This window comes from Exiguobacterium sp. s128 (assembly GCF_018618815.1).
GTDB lineage: Bacteria > Bacillota > Bacilli > Exiguobacteriales > Exiguobacteriaceae > Exiguobacterium_A > Exiguobacterium_A antarcticum.
The window spans coordinates 14,030-32,941 of sequence record NZ_JACSMT010000018.1 but is presented as its reverse complement, the minus strand read 5'-3'; the positions used below and the strand labels follow the sequence as shown (position 1 = coordinate 32,941).

20 protein-coding genes and 1 pseudogene are annotated in these 18,912 nt (G+C 47.0%); 15 read left to right on the top strand and 6 right to left on the bottom strand.

The features are described from left to right. Positions 1-60 precede the first annotated feature (60 nt). From queC to queF, 4 genes are read left to right on the top strand one after another with little or no spacing between them, the layout of a single operon-like run. Positions 61-717, top strand: coding sequence for a 7-cyano-7-deazaguanine synthase QueC (gene queC / locus KNQ13_RS08715; RefSeq protein WP_014971616.1), 657 nt, complete (start codon positions 61-63; stop codon positions 715-717). After that, positions 714-1,169 (top strand): 6-carboxytetrahydropterin synthase QueD, encoded by a 456-nt coding sequence (queD, locus tag KNQ13_RS08710; RefSeq protein WP_014971617.1) that lies wholly within the window; start codon positions 714-716, stop codon positions 1,167-1,169. Before queC ends, queD begins: the two co-directional genes overlap by 4 nt. Beyond that, positions 1,166-1,882, top strand: coding sequence for a 7-carboxy-7-deazaguanine synthase QueE (queE, locus tag KNQ13_RS08705; protein WP_026830415.1), 717 nt, complete (start codon positions 1,166-1,168; stop codon positions 1,880-1,882). Before queD ends, queE begins: the two co-directional genes overlap by 4 nt. An 11-nt stretch (positions 1,883-1,893) precedes the next feature. Beyond that, positions 1,894-2,382: a preQ(1) synthase gene (gene queF, locus KNQ13_RS08700; RefSeq protein ID WP_014971619.1), complete on the top strand. Its 489-nt coding sequence runs from the start codon at positions 1,894-1,896 to the stop codon at positions 2,380-2,382. Between the two features lie 52 nt (positions 2,383-2,434). Here the strand turns inward: queF and KNQ13_RS08695 are convergent, their stop codons facing one another. After that, a complete protein-coding gene (locus tag KNQ13_RS08695) occupies positions 2,435-2,719 on the bottom strand; it encodes a helix-turn-helix domain-containing protein (protein ID WP_014971620.1) in 285 nt (94 codons plus the stop codon). 251 nt (positions 2,720-2,970) lie between these two features. Here KNQ13_RS08695 and KNQ13_RS08690 point away from each other — a divergent pair, with 251 nt between their 5' ends. The 5 genes from KNQ13_RS08690 (at position 2,971) to KNQ13_RS08670 (ending at position 8,986) form a co-directional block, all read left to right on the top strand. Beyond that, a complete protein-coding gene (locus tag KNQ13_RS08690) occupies positions 2,971-4,626 on the top strand; it encodes a PTS transporter subunit IIBC (RefSeq protein WP_026830416.1) in 1,656 nt (551 codons plus the stop codon). 84 nt (positions 4,627-4,710) lie between these two features. Next, positions 4,711-5,514: an endonuclease/exonuclease/phosphatase family protein gene (locus KNQ13_RS08685; protein WP_014971622.1), complete on the top strand. Its 804-nt coding sequence runs from the start codon at positions 4,711-4,713 to the stop codon at positions 5,512-5,514. Between the two features lie 174 nt (positions 5,515-5,688). Further along, positions 5,689-7,101 carry a sucrose-specific PTS transporter subunit IIBC gene (locus tag KNQ13_RS08680; protein ID WP_026830417.1) on the top strand — a complete coding sequence of 471 codons (1,413 nt, stop codon included), beginning with the start codon at positions 5,689-5,691 and terminating at the stop codon, positions 7,099-7,101. Between the two features lie 95 nt (positions 7,102-7,196). Continuing rightward, positions 7,197-8,054: a PRD domain-containing protein gene (locus KNQ13_RS08675; protein ID WP_014971624.1), complete on the top strand. Its 858-nt coding sequence runs from the start codon at positions 7,197-7,199 to the stop codon at positions 8,052-8,054. After that, on the top strand, positions 8,051-8,986 hold the full coding sequence (locus tag KNQ13_RS08670) for a carbohydrate kinase family protein (protein WP_014971625.1): 936 nt from the start codon (positions 8,051-8,053) through the stop codon (positions 8,984-8,986). The genes KNQ13_RS08675 and KNQ13_RS08670 overlap by 4 nt, the downstream gene beginning before the upstream one ends. A gap of 203 nt (positions 8,987-9,189) precedes the next feature. On the opposite strand, the gene KNQ13_RS08665 is transcribed toward KNQ13_RS08670, so the two are convergent. Beyond that, a complete protein-coding gene (locus KNQ13_RS08665; RefSeq protein ID WP_026830419.1) occupies positions 9,190-9,885 on the bottom strand; it encodes an alpha/beta hydrolase in 696 nt (231 codons plus the stop codon). 160 nt (positions 9,886-10,045) lie between these two features. Here KNQ13_RS08665 and KNQ13_RS08660 point away from each other — a divergent pair, with 160 nt between their 5' ends. Then, on the top strand, positions 10,046-11,317 hold the full coding sequence (locus KNQ13_RS08660) for a purine/pyrimidine permease (RefSeq protein WP_014971628.1): 1,272 nt from the start codon (positions 10,046-10,048) through the stop codon (positions 11,315-11,317). A gap of 63 nt (positions 11,318-11,380) precedes the next feature. On the opposite strand, the gene KNQ13_RS08655 is transcribed toward KNQ13_RS08660, so the two are convergent. The 4 genes from KNQ13_RS08655 to KNQ13_RS08640 all read right to left on the bottom strand — a co-directional run bounded on the left by KNQ13_RS08655 (position 11,381) and on the right by KNQ13_RS08640 (position 15,293). Then, positions 11,381-12,874 carry a peptide MFS transporter gene (locus KNQ13_RS08655; RefSeq protein ID WP_026830420.1) on the bottom strand — a complete coding sequence of 498 codons (1,494 nt, stop codon included), beginning with the start codon at positions 12,872-12,874 and terminating at the stop codon, positions 11,381-11,383. Between the two features lie 234 nt (positions 12,875-13,108). After that, a complete protein-coding gene (locus KNQ13_RS08650; RefSeq protein ID WP_014971629.1) occupies positions 13,109-13,744 on the bottom strand; it encodes an NAD(P)H-binding protein in 636 nt (211 codons plus the stop codon). Beyond that, the gene (locus KNQ13_RS08645; RefSeq protein ID WP_026830422.1) at positions 13,744-14,967 is read right to left on the bottom strand and encodes a glutathionylspermidine synthase family protein; all 1,224 of its coding nucleotides are present in this window, start codon (positions 14,965-14,967) and stop codon (positions 13,744-13,746) included. Before KNQ13_RS08645 ends, KNQ13_RS08650 begins: the two co-directional genes overlap by 1 nt. Beyond that, entirely contained in the window at positions 14,964-15,293 is a 330-nt protein-coding gene (locus tag KNQ13_RS08640) for a hypothetical protein (protein ID WP_014971631.1), read from the bottom strand. The genes KNQ13_RS08645 and KNQ13_RS08640 overlap by 4 nt, the downstream gene beginning before the upstream one ends. A gap of 142 nt (positions 15,294-15,435) precedes the next feature. Here KNQ13_RS08640 and KNQ13_RS08635 point away from each other — a divergent pair, with 142 nt between their 5' ends. The 5 genes and pseudogenes from KNQ13_RS08635 to KNQ13_RS08615 all read left to right on the top strand — a co-directional run bounded on the left by KNQ13_RS08635 (position 15,436) and on the right by KNQ13_RS08615 (position 18,904). Beyond that, the gene (locus KNQ13_RS08635) at positions 15,436-15,882 is read left to right on the top strand and encodes a hypothetical protein (RefSeq protein WP_014971632.1); all 447 of its coding nucleotides are present in this window, start codon (positions 15,436-15,438) and stop codon (positions 15,880-15,882) included. 86 nt (positions 15,883-15,968) lie between these two features. Further along, entirely contained in the window at positions 15,969-16,142 is a 174-nt protein-coding gene (locus tag KNQ13_RS08630; RefSeq protein ID WP_014971633.1) for a hypothetical protein, read from the top strand. 27 nt (positions 16,143-16,169) lie between these two features. Further along, positions 16,170-17,726 carry an ABC-F family ATP-binding cassette domain-containing protein gene (locus KNQ13_RS08625; RefSeq protein WP_026830423.1) on the top strand — a complete coding sequence of 519 codons (1,557 nt, stop codon included), beginning with the start codon at positions 16,170-16,172 and terminating at the stop codon, positions 17,724-17,726. Between the two features lie 162 nt (positions 17,727-17,888). Then, a pseudogene (locus KNQ13_RS08620) lies at positions 17,889-18,026 on the top strand (zinc ribbon domain-containing protein); the annotation flags it as partial. 92 nt (positions 18,027-18,118) lie between these two features. Next, entirely contained in the window at positions 18,119-18,904 is a 786-nt protein-coding gene (locus tag KNQ13_RS08615; protein WP_026830424.1) for an alpha/beta hydrolase, read from the top strand. The last annotated feature ends 8 nt before the right edge of the window (positions 18,905-18,912 follow it).

The following is an 18,912-nucleotide window of genomic DNA, read 5'->3' as shown; positions in this document are numbered from 1 at the left end:
TATGTCTCCGGAGTTCGTAACCTCCTCCGTCACAAAAACTAGGAATGGGAAGTGTAAACTATGAAAAATGAACGTGCTCTTGTCGTCTTTAGTGGTGGTCAAGACTCGACGACTTGTCTGTTTCAGGCAATCAAGGATTATTCCGAAGTCGAAGTCGTTACCTTCAACTATGGACAACGTCATGCGGCAGAACTTGATGTCGCCCGCACCATCGCAGCTGAACTCGGTGTCAAACACCATGAGCTCGACCTCTCGCTCCTCAGTCAATTAACGAGTAATTCTTTGACTGACCACTCACAATCGATCACGACAAACGAAGATGGACTGCCCTCTACGTTTGTAGATGGACGGAACCATCTATTCCTGTCTTTCGCTGCTGTCCTCGCAAAAGGACGTGGGATTCGCCATATCATTACGGGTGTGTGTGAAACCGACTTCTCCGGTTATCCGGACTGCCGTGATGCCTTCATCAAGTCACTAAACGTGACACTTAACCTCGCGATGGATTATCCATTCGTGATTCATACTCCGCTCATGTGGCTCGATAAAAAAGAAACATGGGCATTAGCTGATTCACTCGGCGCGTTTGATTTTGTCCGCGAGCGGACATTGACGTGTTACAACGGAATCATCGGGGATGGTTGCGGCGATTGCCCAGCCTGTGAATTACGGAAAAAAGGCTTAGATGCCTACATCGAGGAGGTTCAACATACATGAAATTCAACTATGAAGCACCGGAAACGGTCGAGCGTCCGACGGGCGACTCGCTTATCTATACAACATCACGTGTCATGATCGTCAAAAAATTGACGTTTGATGCAGCACACCATCTGTATGACTATGATGGAAAATGCCGTGCCCTCCATGGTCACACGTACCATGTCGATCTTGGAATCAGCGGATTTTTGGATCACCGTGGGATGACACTCGACTTTGGGGACTTGAAAAAGATTTTTAAGGAACACCTTGAACCGTTACTCGATCACCGGTACTTGAACGAGTCTCTCCCTTACATGAATACGACGGCTGAGAATATGTCGGCTTGGATCTTCGAGACACTCGGAAAACATCTCCCGGACGAACGTGGTCTGCGTGTCGAGTTCGTCAAGTTGTATGAAACACCCACTGCTTTTGCCGAAGTCCGCCGGGAATGGATGCTTGAGTCATGACTCAACTAAAAAAAACACCAAAGATGCCAGTCCTTGAAATCTTTGGTCCGACGTTTCAGGGGGAAGGACGATCGATTGGTCAAAAAACGATGTTCGTCCGAACGGGTGGTTGCGATTATTCCTGTGCTTGGTGTGACTCTGCCTTTACATGGGACGGATCAGAAAAACCTGATCTCCTGACGGCAGAAGAGATCCTCACACGACTCGACGCTCTCGGTTCTTACGGTCATGTGACGATTTCGGGCGGTAACCCCTTACTGCACGCGTCAATCGGAACACTCGTTGATGCCCTGAAGACACGTGGCATCACGATGTCCGTCGAAACACAAGGCTCGTATTGGCAAAACTGGGTCCTCGATATCGAAGACGTCACGATCAGTCCAAAACCCCCTTCGAGTGGGATGACGGTTGATTATGATCGTCTTGATGTATTCTTTAAACGTTTACCGGAGCAACAGCGTGCGGTCAAAATCGTGATCTTCGATGAGTCCGATCTCGATTTTGCTGCTGCCATTTCCGAACGTTATGCTTTGAAGACCCTTTATTTATCACTCGGTAATCCGGATCCGGCGGAACAAGGTACGATTGCACCACGGATGTTATCCGGCTTAAAAACTTTATGGGAACGTGTTGCAGACGATGAACGATTTAATCATGCCCGCGTCTTACCCCAACTACATGCCCTCGTTTTCGCGAACGACCGTGGCGTCTAAGGAGATTAATTATGCGTCCAGAAGATTTAAACGATTTGTCCTTACTTGGTCAAAAGTCCGTCCCGTACATTTTTGAATACCAACCGGAAGTGCTTGAAGCGTTCCCGAACCGTCACCCGGAAAACGATTATTTCGTCAAATTCAATGCACCTGAATTTACTAGCCTTTGCCCGATTACAAACCAACCGGATTTTGCGACGATCTACATCTCGTATATCCCGGACGAAAAATTGGTCGAATCGAAATCACTGAAACTATATCTATTTAGTTTCCGTAATCATGGCGACTTCCATGAAAACTGTATCAATGTCATCGGAAAAGATCTCGTCAAACTGATGGAACCCCGTTATCTTGAAGTATGGGGTAAGTTCACACCACGTGGCGGCATCTCAATTGATCCGTATTACAATTATGGAAAACCTGATACGAAATATGAGCAGATGGCAGAACATCGCCTCTTCAATCACGACTTATATCCAGAAACGATCGACAACCGTTAAGTCCTCAAAAATCCTCCTCTGCCGGTATGGCAAAGGAGGATTTTTTGATTCGTTAACTAGACGGTAAATCAATGATTTTTGTCCGTTCTTCCTGCTGACGGATCATCTTTGCGGGCCAAATATGTCGCAGTAAATGATCGTAAGGGACATTAAGTGTTTTTGCTAGCCGTTCGATCATCGCGAATGAAGGATGGGCGATGCTCCGCTCAATCCGTTCCATCATTTCCGGTGTCGTCTCTGTCAATTCAGCCAACTGCTCGAGATCGATGTCCTGTCGCTCACGTAATGTGCGAATCCGTTCTCCATAATTCGCAAGCGGACTTATCGTTTCACTCATGATTCCGTCTCCTTTTCTAAGCACACCCTTCTCCGCTTTTGTTCCTGTTAACTTATTCCCGATTTTTATTTTTCAACACCTCTCTCTTTCGTACTATTCATGATATGAAATATTATTTCAGATAAATCATAAAAAAGGACTAGCTTTTTAAAAAGTTATCGCTTACAATTCTAAGTGCAAGCGGTTGCATTAATCGCTTACATTGTTTGCACTAATTAGATAAATAATAGCTACATAGAGGAGTGAGACACATGAAAAATAAGATTTCATTTGATTTCTGGCAAAAGCTAGGAAAAGCACTAATGGTAGTCATAGCAGTCATGCCGGCTGCTGGAATCATGATTTCAATCGGGAAGCTGATCGGGATGTACGGCGGTGATCTTGCATTGATGCAAACGATTGCAAGAATCGTTGAGGATTTAGGTTGGGCCATCATCACTAACCTCCATGTGCTCTTTGCGGTCGCCATTGGTGGATCGTGGGCAAAAGAACGGGCTGGTGGAGCCTTTGCTGCTTTGCTCGCCTTCATCTTAGTCAACCGTGTCACAGGTGCGATCTTTGGTGTCAATTCAACGATGCTTGCTGATCCAAAGGCAACCGTCACTTCATTGCTTGGTTCTGACTTAATCGTGAAAGATTATTTCACTTCTGTTCTTGGTGCACCCGCTCTGAATATGGGAGTATTCGTCGGGATCATTTCCGGTTTCCTCGGAGCCGTACTGTTTAACAAGTTCTATAACTTCAGTAAATTACCGGATGCCCTCGCCTTCTTTAACGGAAAACGGTTTGTCCCGTTTGTCGTCATCGGTGGATCAGTCGTTGCAGCATTCGCCTTATCACTCGTCTGGCCGTTCGTTCAAGGGTTACTGAATGACTTCGGACGCTGGATCGCCACTTCACGTGATACAGCTCCCATCCTTGCACCATTCGTCTACGGAACGCTTGAGCGTCTCCTCTTACCGTTTGGTCTCCACCATATGTTGACAGTTCCAATGAACTACACGGAACTTGGTGGTACGTATAAAATTTTAACTGGTGCTGCACAAGGTTCGACGGTCGCTGGTCAAGACCCGCTCTGGCTTGCCTGGATCACCGATCTCGTCAACTTAAAACAAGCGGGCAACACACAAGGTTACAATGACTTAATCAACAGTGTCGTTCCAGCTCGTTTCAAAGAAGGCCAAGTCGTCACATCACTTGCTTCTTTAATCGGTGTCGCGGTTGCCATGTACATGTCTGTTGACGAAGATAAAAAGAAAGCATACAAACCGGTTTTCTTATCTGCTGGTCTTGCTGTCTTCTTGACGGGTGTCACAGAGCCGATCGAATTCATGTTCATGTTCATCGCACCGGTCCTTTACGTCGTCTATGCTGTCTTGACGGGAGTCGCCTTTGCGCTGGCTGACGTCATGCATCTTCGGATCCATGCATTCGGGGCAATCGAATTGTTGACACGGATTCCGCTGATTGCGAAAGCCGGTCTGATGGGTGACCTGATCCGCTTCATCGGTGTCTGTATCTTCTTCTTCTTCTTGAACTTCTTTACGTTCCGTTTCGTCATCAAAAAGTTCAACTATGCGACACCGGGGCGTAACGGAAACTACCTCGATGACGTAGTTGTGGCTGACGGTGCTCAAGCTTCGAACGAAGCTGCTGCAACGACGGATCAATCACAAGCAGCACGCATCATCGGGTTACTGGGTGGTCAAGCAAACATCGAGGAAGTGGATGCCTGCATGACACGCTTGCGTGTCACGGTGAAAGATCCAAACCTCGTTGCACCTGAGTCCGATTGGAAATCAAATGGTGCACTGGGTCTTATCCTGAAAAATAATGGCGTGCAAGCCATTTACGGTCCAAAAGCGGATGTCTTGAAATCTGATATCCAAGATCGAATCGGCGCATAAACCAAAACAATTAGGGTAAATAAGAAAAGGTGAAGCTCATCATGAGTTTCACCTTTCTTTATTGAAAATCAGGAGGAACAACAGATGCGATTACTCACGTTAAATTGCCATTCTTGGCAAGAAGAACAGCAACTCGATAAATTGAATCAAATCGTCACGCAAATCATTCAACAGGATTACGATGTGATTGCCTTACAGGAAGTCAGTCAGCTGATGGATACCCCGATTCTCTACGATAACGTTCGAGAAGATAATTTCGTCTACTTGATTCAGCAGGCACTGCTCGAGCAAGGGATGAACTATTCCTTCGTCTGGGACTTTTCGCATATCGGATATGATGCCTACGAGGAAGGTCTCGCCATCCTGACGAAACATCCGATTTTAAAATCCGATACGTATTATATCAGCCGGAGTCAAGATACGATGGATTGGAAATCCCGAAAAATCGTCCGGGCGACGATCGATGTCGCAGGCACCCAGATTACATTCAACTCGTGTCACCTCGGTTGGTGGGAAGATGCGGATGAACCGTTCAGCGAACAATTCAATCATCTGATTGCGCGGATGGATCCCCTCGAATGGACCTTGTTTTTAGGGGACTTCAATAATGATGCGCTCGAGCGTGGGACAGGGTACGATTATATGATGCAGCGTGGACTTCATGATGTCTTTTTATTGGCACAAGAAACGGTCGGCGTCGAGACCGTCGAAGGAAAAATCGATGGTTGGGAAGAAAATCAAAAAGGGTTACGGATTGATTTAGTTCTGTCGAACCGAAAAATTGACGTAGACCGGGTCGGTGTCGTCTTTGACGGTGTCTTCGCCCCTGTCGTTTCCGATCACTTTGGGGTCGAAGTCGATATTTCCATTCAAAAAGAACCGATTTAACGGTTGACAACGCTTTCTTTTCTCCTTATGATGAGGGCAACAAGTAAATAGTGCGGATTGTGACAGTACGGCTGGCAAGACCGATTCAGCATCTCGTTTCTAGAGGTGTTGTTCGGTCTTGCCTTTTTTTGTGACCTGTCCTCTCTGCACACCTTTCCTGAAGGAGGAATCAGCATGGATTATAAACAAACAGCGGCACGTGTGTTGGAGTTAGTCGGTGGTCGAGAAAACATCATTACAGCAGCCCATTGTGCGACGCGTCTTCGTCTTGTCTTACATGATGAATCAAAAGTCGATCAAGCAGCCCTCGAGGATTTAGACGGCGTCAGTGGTGCCTTTTCCAGTTCCGGTCAATACCAGATCATCTTCGGGACAGGGACCGTCAATAAGGTTTTTGCTGAATTTGCTCCGCTTGCGGGCGTCCAGGTAGACGGTGAAGAACCGCTCGACGTCAAAAAAGCGGCTGCTCAAAAATTAAATCCATTCGCCCGGCTTGCCCGTGCGTTATCCAATGTCTTCGTGCCGCTCATTCCGGCAATCGTCGCTGCCGGTCTGTTAATGGGGCTACTCGGAATGATCAAAGCATTTGGTTGGGTCAGCGGTGACTCCGCCATCGTTCAATTGCTCGATATGTTCTCGTCTTCCGCGTTTATCATCTTACCTATTTTGATTGGTTTCTCGGCAGCACGCGAGTTCGGAGCGAATCCGTACCTCGGTGCCGTCATCGGTGGCATCATGACGCACCCGTCGTTGCTGAACCCGTGGACACTCGGAAACAGTGAACCGGAAGTGATGAAGTTCCTTGGAATGAACATCGAATTGATCGGGTATCAAGGAACGGTCTTCCCTGTTCTCCTGACGGTTTGGGTCATGGCAAAAATCGAACAACAGGTCCGCAAACGGACACCTGAAACGCTTGACTTACTCGTGACGCCGTTCGTCACGATTCTTGTGACTGGTTTCCTCGCGTTGATCGTCATCGGTCCGGTCGGTACGTTGCTCGGAAAAGGGATCTCATTCATTCTTGTCTTCTTCTACGAACAATTCTCCGTTTTCGCTGGATTGTTGTTTGGTGGTCTCTACTCGACGATCGTCATCACAGGAATGCACCACAGTTTCCACGCGATTGAAGCCGGACTACTCGCGGATAAGAGTATCGGTAAAAACTTCTTGCTCCCGATCTGGTCGATGGCAAACGTCGCTCAAGGTGGCGCCGGACTTGCTGTCTATTTCATGACTAAAAACGTGAAGTTAAAAGCACTCGCCCTGCCATCTGCTTTTTCCGCTTTCCTCGGGATTACGGAACCGGTCATCTATGGGGTCAATCTTCGACTTGGTAAACCATTTATCGGCGGCGCGATCGGTGGTGCCATCGGCGGTGGTTACGTCGTCTTGACGCAAGTCGCAGCAAATGCCTACGGTCTGACGGGTATTCCGATGATCGCCATCGTCGCTCCACTTGGTGCTTCGAATTTAATCAACTATCTGGTTGGTTTTGCAATCGCTGTAGCAACCGCGTTTGTCGCGACAGTCATCTTGATGCGTCTTGATGCTCGGAAACAAAAACAAACCGATTTAGCTGCCTAATCGAATATGGTGCGACCCGTCGAGCGTCCTCTTCGGGTCGCATTTGTTGGTTTTCTTAATTCATGGATTACCATTATAATGAAAAGAGAAAGGAGGTGGGCAGACTGATCATCTATAAAGTCCTCAACAATAACGCCATCGTTACGAAAGAACACGGTCAGGAACGAATCATCATGGGAGCAGGCATTGCTTTCGGTAAAAAGAAAAAGGATCCCGTTGATCCGATGAAAATCGAAAAAATGTTTATTCCTTCTTTTGAAAATGCAGAGCAGTTCAAAGAAATCTTGACGACGACCCCACTCGACATCATCGATTTGTCGGAGCAGATCATTTCCTATGCAGAAGGGGAACTCAAAACACCGTTTCATGACTACATTCATGTCAGTCTGACCGACCACCTCGCCCATGCTGTCCGTCTGGCTCGAGAAGAGTTAGTCGTCCACAACCGGTTAGCGGAAGAAATCCGTTTGCTTTATACCGCTGAGTACCAGATTGGGGAGTGGGCGGTCTCCCACATCGAAGATCAACTTGCTGTTTCTTTGCCAAAAGAAGAAGCCGCAAACATTGCCCTGCACCTGTACAATGCCCGTCAGCGTCATCCGAATATGGCAACGGCTCTTCAGACGGCTACCTTATTAAATGAACTCCGTGAACAGATTGAAGCTTTTTTTGGTCAGACCATCGAGACGACCTCGATGACCTACTATCGTTTTTTTACCCACATGAAACTTGTCTTGGCACGGATTGAACAAGGACAAACGTTACACGACATGGACGACGTCATTTTAGAAGCGGTCAAAACACGATACACCGACGCGTTTCAGTGTGCTGAAAAAATGGCAAGCTGGCTCGAGCAAGAATTACAGACGACGGTTCCGATTTCTGAAGTCGGCTATATGGCCCTTCATGTCGAACGGATCCGACCTGATTTCGAAAAGGAGCGATTCTTATGAAAATCTTTAGTTTAGGCGAAGCCTTGATTGATTTAATCCCCTTAGATGCGGACAATCTGACCTTTCAAAAAAATCCAGGTGGCGCTCCGGCAAATGTCGCCGTTGGTTTAGCGCGGCTCGGTGCAGACAGTTACTTCCTTGGATCTGTCGGTGACGATTCGATGGGACATTTCTTAAAAGATACCCTGCATCATTACGGGGTCAAAACGGACCATCTTGTCTTTGATTCGGCGAACAAAACAGGACTTGTGCTCGTCACGAATGCAACGGATGGTGAACGATCATTTGAATTCATCAATTCGTATCGCGCCGATATGAGTTTTCACGAAAAAGATTTACCTGCTTCCTTTGACGAGGCCGACTTGTTACACATCGGGTCGATTTCCTTGATCTCCGGTGATTCGGTTAAAGCCACGCGTCGCGCGATCGAGATGGCTAAAGAACAGAATGTCCCCATCTCGTACGATCCCAATTTACGGGAATCGTTATGGGCTGATTTAGATGCCGCCCGTTCGACGATTCGTTCTGTCTTACCAGATGCGCAAATCGTCAAACTGGCAGAAGAAGAGCTGACTTTTTTGACGGGGCAAACCAATCTCGACGAAGGGGCCGCTGAATTATTAGCGGAATATCCAATTCGGTTACTCGCCGTGACACGTGGTGCGGAAGGTTCCCTTCTCTATACGGACCGGTCGATGGCGGAAATCAAAGCTATTTCCGTCGATGCCATCGATACGACAGGCGCAGGGGATGCGTTTATGTCTGGTCTATTGCATCAGTGTGCCATCCGGTCGTTTTCGTTTGATTGGGGTGAAGATGAATTGCAGGACATCGGTCGTTTTGCTGCGATTTCTGGTGGTCTTGCTGCATCCGTCAAAGGAGCGATGGTCGCCTTGCCGACGCTTGACGAAGTATCACGGCGACTGACTTAAACTCCACTTGAACCGAGCAGCAGTTGTATCATCAAAGTAACTAACACATTCATGTACGTTCCTCATTTGAGACAGTAGACCCTCTGCTTTATCCGGAAATGGATAAAGACAGAGGGTCTACTTTGTCTCTCGCAATGCTGGAACTAACGTTTTCCCTGTAAGAGTCAAGTGACTCAACCATTTTTTAACGATCGGCCCCCCTTTTACTGGGCAGACAAAAATTCTTCGATGACCGCTATCGTCTCATCCTGCTGTTCTTTTGCCGTCAACGGGCTCGTGATATCCCCTTTTTGTTTGCCGTACATGCCGAAGTTTGCATGGTTTCCGTCCTTGATCAAATGAAACGTTGCGTCAGACCGGACGTCTTCTTTACTCGCTTCGATATCCTTTACGGGCAAAACTCCATCGCGCCCACCATACACCGTCAGCGAAGGTGTATCAATCGCGTCAATCGGATAGGAAGCCAAAAAAATCATCCCGTTGATTTTCGGACTATCCTCCAAAATCGTTGAAGCAGCACTTCCGCCTAACGAATGCCCCATCAGATACCAACGTTTGATTTTGGGATGATCTTCGATAATGGATAAGCCGGCTTTTGAATCAAGCAAGGCGATATTAAACGGTAATTTGGGAATTGCCACAAAGTATCCTGTTTCTGCTAACTGATGACCGATGTAACTGTACGCTGCAGGATCGACTTTCGCCCCTTGATAAAATATAAAACCGGTTTCACTTCCTGGATCCCCAAACTGATATCCTTGTCCCACCGACTCACCGGTATACTGTTTTGCTTCATTTGTCGGACCATAATCGAATTGTGCCCAAATCATAAAGACGGCAATTAGCATACCCAAACCAATGATGAGTCCGATGCTAATCCGTTTTAACCACTTTTTCATAGCCATCCCTCCTCTCTTTACAGTACCCCATCAAATGTGCTAAATCACATATGAAAAACAATTTTTGAATTTTCAGTTAATGTAAGCGTCTCTATCTCTTTTTCAATATTTGGTTTAAGATAAAAAAAGTATCGGTTATTCGAAAGGGGAATCATCTGTTTTGCCACGTACTGTTGTCTCCACGATTCAGTGGTTTTTGTTTATTATCTGTACTAACATTGCCCCGCCGCTTGCGATTGCTGCCGCATTTGAACTGTCAAGTGCAGATACACTCGCTTTCCTCTCACGCTGTTTATTCGTTTTTGCGATTTTAAGTCTCATTCAAGTGTTGTTTGGTCACCGTCTGCCGATCATGGAAGGACCTGCCGGCATTTGGTGGGGAGTCTTTGCCCTCTACTCCTCCATTGGAATCACGTTATACGGCAGCTATTCCAACACTTTACAATCCCTTGGTTTTCTACTGATTTTGAGCGGAATCATCTGTATCATCCTAACCCTGACCGGTGTGCTGCGTCGACTTGTTCCGTTGTTCACGCCCCAAGTCATCGGTGTTTACATGTTACTGTTATCTGCTCAGTTATCCGGTTCCGTCATGAAGGGATTACTCAACATCGAAGACGGAAAAATTCAGGTACTCCCTGCTATCATTTCTGTTTTGACTGTCGTCATCTCCCTGTATCTTGAACGCAGTGACCGGTTACGCCAGTATGCGTTATTGATTACCTTGCTCGTCGGTTGGAGTATGTTCGCCTTGATCGGTCGGGCCGAAATGCCAACATTCGACGGTCCATTCTTTACGTTCCCAGACCTGATGCCGTTTGGTGGCATTCATCTCGACTGGAGCCTGCTTCCAACAGCATTGATCATCTCATTGTTACTGATGACAAACGTTCTGGCAAATATCAAAGTCATTGAACGTATCATCAGTGCAAAACGTGGCGAACAGGTCAAAGGGCAAGTCGCGACAGCGGGTGTCACAGCCGGCATCGGACAAATTTTCGCCGGAATGTTCGGAACAGTTGGTCCGGTCGCGATTTCCGGAACAGCTGGCTTTATCGCTTCAACGGATAACACGGACCGTAGAGCCTTTGCGGTCGCCAATGTCATCTGTCTTTTTCTCAGTATCGTCACACCATTCGTCGGACTGATTGCGAAGATTCCGGTCGCGGTCGGATATGCGATGGTCGCTCCGATCGTTGCAGGAATGGCGATCATTGGTGTCACGGAAGCCTCGCGAGAACTGAATCGACAGACAGCGATGATTACAGTCGGACTTCCATTACTCGTCGGAATCGGTTCGTTACTCCTCCCAAAAGGCGCGACGGCTGACTTACCTCCACTCGTCACGACATTGATGTCGAATGGTCTCGTACTTGGGACGCTTGTCGCTTTGCTCGCTGAATCACTGCGTCACATCCGAACGAATGATTAAAAAAAGACAGCTGCTCTTGGAATGAACTCATCCAAGCCAGCTGTCTTTTTTCGTGTCATATTCTTAACGAATACCACGCATATACTTCTGAAGTTTTGGTGCGAAAGCAAACAGAATGATTCCGAGAATGATGGCAACCGTGCCGGTGATTCCGAAATAAGCGATTTCCGTATCTGCTCCGTAATATTTTACGATTTGGGCGTTAACCGCCTGTCCTGTCGCATTCGTCAAGAACCACAGACTCATTGTCTGTGCGGAGAATGCAGCTGGGGCAAGTTTTGTCGTCGCGGATAATCCGACAGGTGATAAGAACAATTCACCAATAACAACGAGGAAGAAACTAAGGGCGAGCCAAAGTGGGCTGACCGTCGTATCTGTTCCGAACAATATTCCTGGTAGCATCATGACGATGAATGAAAGTCCAGCGAAAATCAAACCAAACGAAAACTTCTGCATCGTCGTTGGCTGACGGTCACCGAGTTTGACCCAAAAACTTGCAAAGACAGGTGCCAGCACGATGATGAAGAGCGGGTTAAGTGACTGGAAGAATGCCGGTTCAAGACTAAAACCAAGGAATGATAAATTTGTTCGTTCATCGGCAAAAATCGAGAGGACATACGAACCTTGTTCCTGAATTGCCCAGAATACCGCTGCCGCAATGAAGAGCGGGATGTATGCGAGTAGACGTGAACGTTCGTCATCCGTAATTTTCGGACTCCGTAACATGAATGTGAAGTAGGCAATCGGAATCAGGATTCCAAAGAACGTCACCATCAACGTAAAACGATCGATCGTCAACAATCCTGTGAATGCTGCAATCGTCCCAAGAATGGCTACGACAACAACGACAGCGGATGCAATCGTGAAGAAACGTTTCCGTTCATTTCCTTCGAGCGGATTCAAGACATATGTTCCTGCTTGACCCAGATTCTTTTTCTTCGTCAAGACAAACACGATAAGACCGACGAACATTCCGATAGCGGCCAGCGCAAAACCAGCGTGGTAACCAGCGCGATCCGAAACACCACCCACGATGAGTGGGGCTAAAAATGCTCCGGCATTGATCCCCATGTAGAAGATACTGAAGCCCGCGTCACGACGATTATCGGTTTTGCTGTAAAGATCCCCGACGATGTTCGAAACGTTGGGTTTCAAGAACCCTGTTCCGATGACGATTAGTCCCATCGAGATAAACAAGGCTGTAATCCCTGCCGGCAATGCCAACACGATATGACCAAGCATGATGAGAATCCCACCATAAAAGACGGTTCGTGAGGTGCCTAACAGACGGTCAGCGACCCATCCTCCGATGATCCCTGACATATAAACAAGTGATCCGTAAACTGCCATGATCGACGCTGCCGTCGTTTTATCGATGCCAAGACCACCATTTGCGACAGAATCGTACATATAGAAGATGAGGATGGCACGCATTCCATAGTAGGAAAAACGTTCCCAAAACTCGGTGAAGAACAGGGTGAACAACCCTTTCGGATTCCCGAAGAATCCTTTTTGCGGAACAGTCTTATAGACCTGATCGCGATCAAACTCTGCCATATGATCGGCTCCTTTCGTCTACCTTCAATATGTGCACATTGTTCAATCTTTTTCCCGCTTTCCCCAAACGATAAGCGTGAACCAACCGATTGAACGTAAATACACTGTTTTGCCTGAATTGTCTCACTTCTTTTTTTGTTTGTGAGACAGCACTATATCATTCAACCGTAAATCATTTGATGAGTCAAATATTAATTTTGTTACAAAAAAAGAGCGATACGAAAAGTCGCTCGCTCAAGTCTGCATTTCTTTTGATTCAATGATCGTCACCCCGGGTGGTGCGTGTAATGTATGATGAATCATGGCCTGTGCGACCTTCTCCGCTTCAATCGGAGCAAACGTACTGCGTTTTAGTAATGGACGGAGTACGGTCGAGACACGCGCTGCCGCCTGTTCTCCGAACCGGAACTCATCCCGTTCCCCGAGCAATAGCGATGGTCGGAAAATAAGTAAGGCATCGTATCCGAGTACACGCAAACCGTTTTCCGTATCGCCTTTGACACGGTTATAAAACGTCTTGGCATTCGGATGGGCACCGAGGGCAGAGATCAATGCAAATCGTGTAGCACCTAAATCCATGAGTTCACGACCGACTTCGATCGGATACGTATAGTCCACCTGCCGGAAGGCTTCTTGTGATCCGGCTTGTTTGATCGTCGTTCCGAGTGCACAGTAGACATGATCCACTTCCGGCAGTTCAATTTCCGTCACCCGGTCAAAATCAATCACCCATTCTTCCAGTTTCGGATGAAACCGGTTCATCGGACGACGGACAAGCACGTGTACTTCCTGATAGTCTTCATGCGCCAGTAGTTGATCGACGAGCTCTTGACCCACTAATCCAGTCGCCCCTAAAATAGCTGCCTTCATCATTTATCCTCCTCTTGATGTTCCTGTTGTCCAATGGGTAAGAAATAAGAGCGGTTCCCTGTGATTCGCTCACCCGCCCGCACGCCGATAGCACTCGGCCGTCCCCCGAGGACAAATACACCGAACATATATGCGACTTCGGTTCCGTTTTCCAACTGCCAGGTCGGTAATTCTTGATAACGTTGATAAACGGCCGATTGATCAACAAATGAACGTTGTTCGTTGCTATACATGACGTCTCCATTCCCTTGATGGATCGTCACGGTATCTCCTTCTCTTCCGAAAATCGGTTTTTCGACGAACGCTTGACGTCGCTCTAAAAAGGATGCCGGACTTAAGTAGGTCGGTAGAAAATAGCGTTCAATGATCTCGTGTTCTTGGTCCGTCAGGTAGGCGTGGTTTGATTCATGTAACAGCCAAATCAACGCCAAGACCGATTTCGCCTGCATCAAGAACGCAGACGGTGGATTGATGATCTCAAGCAAACCCATTTCGACGAGTTGAAGCAATAATGCACCTAATTCTTTCCCGTCTTCATCGCGATCGAGAAGCGCCATTTCGATTGGAAAAGTCTGTCGGTATAAGATATCGATCCGTTTCCCGTCTTGATCGTACAGTCCATCCTCCGGACGAATCTCTAACTCATCCAGCGGGCAATATCCGGCACCGGCAACAAACTGTTGCAAATACTCTGTCGTCAAGCGATCTTCGATGTTGTCACCGTGTGACGTGAAGACGACATGCGGCCGCTGACTGATCCGGTGTGCCGCCGCCTCGACGGCACGACAAACACTTTCAGCGAGTTGCGTCGCTTGCCCTGGATTGATCGGCTGAAGTCCTACTTTTTTAGCAATCCGGTCATTGACCTCAAAGGATTCCTTGATGAACGTCGGTGTATCCGCATTCCACTCCATGACGGAGATGTTTTCACCGGTGACGATAAAATCAAACCGACTGATGACGGATAAGGGGCGCATCGTCTGTAACCGTAAAAACGGTACAGCTGCTTCCGGAAAACCAAGTTCAAGTAATCCCTGATCATCCATCGTCCACAAAATCGGAATCACCTTTTCAAAAATCGAATAGGCATCCCGTGCCGCCACCCGTAAGTTTTCGATTGTTTCCTTGGAAACCGGCATCACTTCTGTCAATGCATAGATGTCGCCATCCAGCAAATCCCAAAACGATTCGATATCACCATACAGTTTCTGACGTTCGTTCATCCGCCGAAGAAACCGGACGACGACCCCGTCCCAAACCCTTTTGTCTTCGCGTTGTAACTTTTGACCTCTTTTGATTTAGGAGTGTAACCTTTTGTTCGCATCGCACTATGCATCAGGGCACGCGACGCAAAATAACTGCCTCCCCAATAGAAGAAACCGGAATGTGTCGAGTTTGCATCGTCGCAATACCAAACACCTTCATCATTATCGTATTCATAATCGTCACAATCCGGATCGTCCGGACGTTCCGCCTTGGCATTATCTGATCCGCATCCACTGAGCGTCGTCCCAATCAATAACGTTGCCGCAAGTGATGCCTGTTTCATCCAACTCACATCTCATACCCCTTTCGTGACAATTTGTTATTCTAAGTATACGCTTTTTCCACCAAAAAAGTTTCTAAGTCTTATCGGAACTTTTTTTGCTTAATCCAGTAGAACAACTAAGAAGACTTAAGGAGGAAATCAGATGTCACTTGCCTATTATGTCGAAGACCAAAATGAATTCAAATCGATTTATCAATACAGCCGTTTTGCGATTGAACCGGACGAAATCATCGCCCACCAATTATGTGAATTTCATATCATCGAAGGTCACCTCTATGAATTACGTTCCAATGAAATGGAGGGCGAATACGATCAGTTGATCGTCGACCATGTCGAAGCTTCACCGCGTGATCCAAGTGACCGCGTCTATCCCCCCCATCAGATTCATTTGGAATTTCGACGGTATCAAGACAGTGGTCCACACCCTGTCATCAAAACAGTGACCGTCCCGAATCATATCCAGGCGATGCGCTTTTTGATTAAAGATAAATTAAACGTTCCCGACACCGGCGTCTTCGAACGAGACAGCTGTGAGATTGATTTAGACCGGAATTGTTACGTCATTTATTTGGGCGAAGAAGTCGTCTAACGAAAGAAATAAGCATAGTTCGTTTTCAAGACACGTTTTTTTTGGCATACTAGATGGTAAGAACGAATTAATCGAGGTGAACACACATGAGCGAACAACCAAAAAAATTGTCTCTTCAAGAAGCAATGATGGAGCAATTAAAAGCAAAAAAACAATCACAAACAAAACGTCCGACTGGTTTGCGCGGAACAGAAACAAAACAAATGACAAGCCAAAAAACGAAAAAAACGAACAACCAGAAAAAACGGACAGGTGTCTAATTGAATTCGTGAAATAAGGGAGTAGTTATGAGTATTTTAACGGTATCAAACTTAAGCCATGGTTTTGGCGATCGAGCGATTTTCGAAGATGTGTCCTTCCGTTTATTAAAAGGAGAACACATCGGTCTCGTCGGCGCAAACGGTGAAGGAAAATCAACGTTCATGAACATCATCACTTCACAGCTCGAGCCGGACGAAGGAAAAGTCGAGTGGGCGAAACACGTCCGTGTCGGTTACCTGGATCAGCATGCAGTTCTCGCTAAGGGAGTGACGATCCGCGACGCCTTAAAAGGGGCATTCCAATACCTGTTCGACATCGAACAGGAAATCAATGACCTCTATACGAAAATGGGTGAAGTCGAACCGGATGAACTCGAAAAAATGCTAGAAGAAGTCGGGGTCTTACAGGACATCCTGACGAACAATGATTTTTATACGATTGATGCGAAAGTCGAAGAAATCGCACGGGGATTAGGTCTCGACGAAATTGGGCTCGATCGTGATGTGCAAGAACTCAGTGGTGGGCAACGTACAAAAATTCTGTTAGCAAAACTATTGCTTGAAAAACCAGATATCCTGCTACTCGATGAGCCGACCAACTATTTGGATGTCCAGCACATCGAATGGTTGAAACGATACCTCAATGACTATGAGAATGCCTTCATTCTGATTTCGCACGACATTCCATTCTTAAATAGCGTCATCAACTTGATTTACCATATGGAAAATCAGGGGCTTAACCGTTATGTCGGTGATTATGACAATTTCTTGACTGTCCATGAAGCGAAAAAGAAACAACATGAGTCGGCGTTCAAACGTCAACAACAGGAAATTTCTGAACTCAAAGATTTTGTCGCCCGGAACAAGGCACGGGTCTCGACACGTAACATGGCGATGTCCCGTCAGAAAAAACTCGACAAGATGGATGTCATCGAACTGGCACAAGAACGCCCAAAACCAGAGTTCCATTTCCAGACAGCACGGACACCAAGTAAACTGATGTTCGAAGCCAAAGGACTGGTCATCGGGTATGACGAACCGTTATCTCGTCCACTTGATTTGATGATCGAACGTGGGCAAAAAATCGCGTTACACGGGGCAAACGGGATCGGGAAATCGACGCTTCTAAAAAGCCTGCTCGGTGAGATTCCTTCGGTTTCAGGAACGGTCGAACGTGGAGAGAACCTTCATATCGGCTACTTCGAGCAGGAGATCAAGGAAAAGAATTCGAATACGTGTATCGAAGAGATTTGGGGCACGTTCCCGTCCCTGACACAGCAACAAGTCCGAGCGATGCTCGCGAAATGTGGACTGATGACGAAACACATCGAATCGAAAATCGAAGTCCTCAGTGGTGGCGAAAAGGCGAAGGTCCGCCTTTGTAAGTTGATGAATACGGAATCGAATATTCTGGTTCTCGATGAGCCGACGAATCACTTGGATGTCGAAGCCAAAGAAGAACTCAAACGGGCACTCCAAGCCTATAAAGGAACTGTCCTTTTGATTTCGCACGAACCTGAATTTTATGAAGCCGTTGCGACGGATTTATGGAATTGTGAGTCATGGACGACGAAAGTCTTCTAAATGCGGACGAGCATAAGACGGATTGTTTGATTTCGATGTCTCATCGAAATCAAACAATCCGTCATTTTTTTAATCTTTTTTAATTCATAGACTTAACAATTGCCTTGTTCATGAATTTGTATCAGACTATATCATAAGAAACTTTATCAAAATTAGGCGATTCATCTCAGCTTGCGTGAATGGACATGCCCGAGTTGCGGGATCCATCACGACCGGGATGTGAACGCAGGACTGAATCTCAAACAAGAAGCCCAACGTATCTTAGCTTCTTCAACCGTCGGGACGACGGGGCTAGCCTGATCAGGTTTCGACCGTTAGGTCGGATCACTCAGGAATCCTCCACCTCTAAACGAAGCGTAGGTAGAGGTAGTTCAATAAAAGGAGTGGATGTCATGGAAACCATCACAAAAAAAGCGAGCCTCTCACTGATTGAGCTCCCAAGCGGCGGGGAAGAATCCTTATTTTGTCGTCTCTACTCGCCAACTTTAGCAAGTCCGGCTCCACTGGTCGTCCTGTTTCATGGGTTCCCGGGGAAACAATTGAACATGGACTGGGCCGTCCGCCTGCAAGAACTTGGCTTTCATGTTCTTGTCACCTCCTATCGTGGAACGATGGGTAGCCCGGGTGCGTTTCGTTTTCGGCATACTCTCGAAGATGCGACAGCCATCATGAAACATGTCGTTTCCTCTACTTTTACGCAAGCACATGATATCTTAGCCGACCAGATTACAATCGTCGGACATAGCATGGGCGGGTTCGCCGGACTACATGCCTTTGCGGATGTACCGGACATCGCCCATTACATCGGAATCTCTCCCTTTAACTTCGGCTTAGTCGGACAACTGGTCCTCGATTATCCGGAACATGAGGACGCTTTACGTGGAGTTCTCAGTCGGGGTGCCACGTTCTTATCGGATACCGATGGCGACACGTTGCTCGAAGAGTTGAAACGACACCACGCCGAGTGGAATTTACTCGCTCTAAAAGAGCAGCTCCGTACACGCTCTACCTTACTCGTGACGTCTGAGCGCGACGAGACGTCGATCAAGTCACTCCATCATGATTTACTGCAGGACGCGAGTACGTTTGAAGAAATCATCGTTGACAGTGACCATAACTATATCGACAACCGAGAAACGGCATTTCAGGCTTGGACGACTTGGTTACAGCAACGTTAAAACAAGCA